1 protein-coding gene and 1 pseudogene are annotated in these 1,033 nt (G+C 56.4%); both read left to right on the top strand.

Annotated elements, in window-relative coordinates; genetic code table 11:
* Positions 1 to 146: 146 nt before the first annotated feature.
* Positions 147 to 299: pseudogene (locus tag ROE7235_RS21070) on the top strand (helix-turn-helix transcriptional regulator); the annotation flags it as partial.
* A gap of 200 nt (positions 300 to 499) precedes the next feature.
* Positions 500 to 937 (top strand): rolling circle replication-associated protein, encoded by a 438-nt coding sequence (locus ROE7235_RS20035; RefSeq protein ID WP_147434295.1) that lies wholly within the window; start codon positions 500 to 502, stop codon positions 935 to 937.
* Positions 938 to 1,033 lie beyond the last annotated feature (96 nt).

Here is a 1,033-nt window from a genome sequence, read left to right as displayed (position 1 = left end):
CTGCGGCCTGCGCGCCTTGGCACACGTCAGCTATCTGGAGAGCACCCGCGCCAAGGCGCAGCTAAACCGCGACCAAGCTGATCAATTTTACACCGGGAACTTGGCCAATTTTGCTCCGGGATTGACAGAGCAAGGCTCAAGCGGCTGAATTGCTCGACGTGTCTGAGCGCACCTTGACACGCTGGCACGCCGAAGGCTCCGGCCCGCCCGTCAGTAAGCATGGCCGCAAATCATATTACTTCAAGGCAAGCGTGATCGCGTGGATCAAGGCCAAGGAACGCGAAGGCGTCCGGGACTAGCCGCGCGACGGATGCACAGCATGCCGCCCCGCCCGACCGCCGCGCTCGCCAGTAAGCTGGCGGCGGGCGGGCGGGGCGCGGTCGCATAGCGGCCGTCCGTCCGCGGCCAGCTTCAAGCCACGCTCTCTTGATTCATTAGACACATATTTCAATTCATTAGACACATATTTCACCGCCAGTAGCAGGTAGACAGGCCCGACATGCCCATGATCTCTATTCGCAAACATGGATTCTCCGCAGCACCAGATCGCACAGATTATCAAGCCAAACAGACTACCCACGGTTTGACATCGACTGTCCGGGGTGCTTGTGCAGGTTGGTCACCACAAGCGATGCGGAACAACGAGCGATTTCTGCAATCCGTAGATTTTGACGCAATCAAAGCCTATCCAGTCCTTGCTGTAACTTTGACTCTCAGAGATGCGCCCGAAACACCCGAGGAATTTAAGCGCCTGCTTGATGTGTTCATCAAATGGCTTCGGCGCGAAGGCTTCGACCTTTATCATTGGGTAGTCGAATGGGCTTTAAGAATACGGCAAGAAGGGGGAACGCCCGTGCCCCATCTTCATATGCTGCTCTTCAATACAGCCGGTGCCTTCGCATCTAGGAGCTATGCCCGAAAGTTGGTGACGGCGTGATTAGGCGGCTTTTTGAAGTTGCTTGATCCCGTCCTTGAATTCAATCCCCTGGATGATCTCAGGCATGCGGCTTGCGCCGTCGAGTTTGCGCCATTT

Origin of the sequence: Roseinatronobacter ekhonensis, from assembly GCF_900499075.1 — a bacterium.
Taxonomy (GTDB): Bacteria; Pseudomonadota; Alphaproteobacteria; order Rhodobacterales; family Rhodobacteraceae; genus Roseinatronobacter; species Roseinatronobacter ekhonensis.
Note: the sequence above shows the minus strand (reverse complement) of the source record. Positions and strands in the feature narration are given on the sequence as shown.